1 protein-coding gene is annotated in these 1,065 nt (G+C 64.7%); it reads right to left on the bottom strand.

The genetic code is table 11. The features are described from left to right. Window positions 1–165: 165 nt before the first annotated feature. Window positions 166–993 carry an MlaA family lipoprotein gene (locus ACR9ZJ_RS19315; protein ID WP_426285706.1) on the bottom strand — a complete coding sequence of 276 codons (828 nt, stop codon included), beginning with the start codon at window positions 991–993 and terminating at the stop codon, window positions 166–168. Between the last annotated feature and the right edge of the window lie 72 nt (window positions 994–1,065).

The raw sequence follows: 1,065 nt of genomic DNA, 5'->3' as shown, positions 1-1,065 counted from the left end.
CAGCGGCATCCTTGCCCAAGGGACGGCGACTACCGTCGCGCCGAGGGTGGCGCCCGGCAGCTCCCCTCGCCGCACACGACCAACGCGAGGGCGAAGCCGAGCCGAAGCGCCGTCCCAAAGCTTCTGCGAGGACCAAAGAAAAGGGCCCCGAGGGGGCCCTTTTCGTCACTGCGGCTTTTCGCCGTTCTGCCGTTCCCAGGTGTGCTGCTCGTCGAGCAGTTTGTCCGGGTCGAAGTCCTTGCTGTCATTCAGGCCCTGCATCTGCTCGATGGCTTCCGGCGGTGGGTTGCCGTAGTAGATGCTGTAGAGGCGCTGCTGGCGATAGGCGTCGCGGATGAACACGTACGGGTCGTAGGCGGAAGCCAGGAAGCTCTCCGCGTCGATGCCGCGCGAGCGCAGGGTCACGAGATAGAGCACCTGCGGCACGTACTGCTGGCCGTACTTGAAGTCGTGGTTACGCGTGTAATAGCTGAGCGGGTCGAAGAAATAGCTGTCGACCGGCAGGCGCCAGACGTCGCGGACCGTGGTCGGGCCCACGAAGGGGAGCACCAGGTAGTCGCCCTCGGGCACGCCCCAGCGGGCCAGGGTCACGCCGAAGTCGTTCTGCTCCAGAGGGAGGCCGAGCAGGCTGGCTGGATCCTTGAAGCCCAGGAAGCCGATCGTCAGGTTGACCACGAAGCGGCTGGTGGTCAGGAAGGCCTGCTTGGGCCGGGCCTGGAGCAGGTCGTTGGCCACCGTCACCGGCAAGCGGATATTCGTGTAGAAGTCGCTGATGGCCGTGCGCACGGGCGGATTGGTCACCTTCCGGTAGCCGACGGCCACCGGACGGATGATCGCCTTGTCCAGCGAATCGTTGAAGGCGTAGACCTTGCGATTGAACTTCTCGTTCGGGTCGTCGGTACGCGGGGGCGCGATGTGGCAGGCGGCCAGCAGGGTGGCGGCGACGAGGCCTAGCGCGGTTTGGACGATCCGTTGCAGGGTTCTGGGGCGCATCGATGTGGCTTTGGGGGTGGGGCGGTGCTTTAGTGTACCGCGCGGTATTATTACTGTCTCTTATACACATCT

This window comes from Luteibacter sp. KNZ12-1A, from assembly GCF_056755675.1.
The sequence above is the reverse complement of the archived record's forward strand: the minus strand, read 5'-3'. Positions and strand labels throughout refer to the sequence as shown.

Excerpts from the sequence above, each read along its gene's own strand:
- ACR9ZJ_RS19315 (WP_426285706.1), bottom strand. The coding sequence starts at position 993 with ATGCGCCCCAGAACCCTGCAACGGATCGTCCAAACCGCGCTAGGCCTC.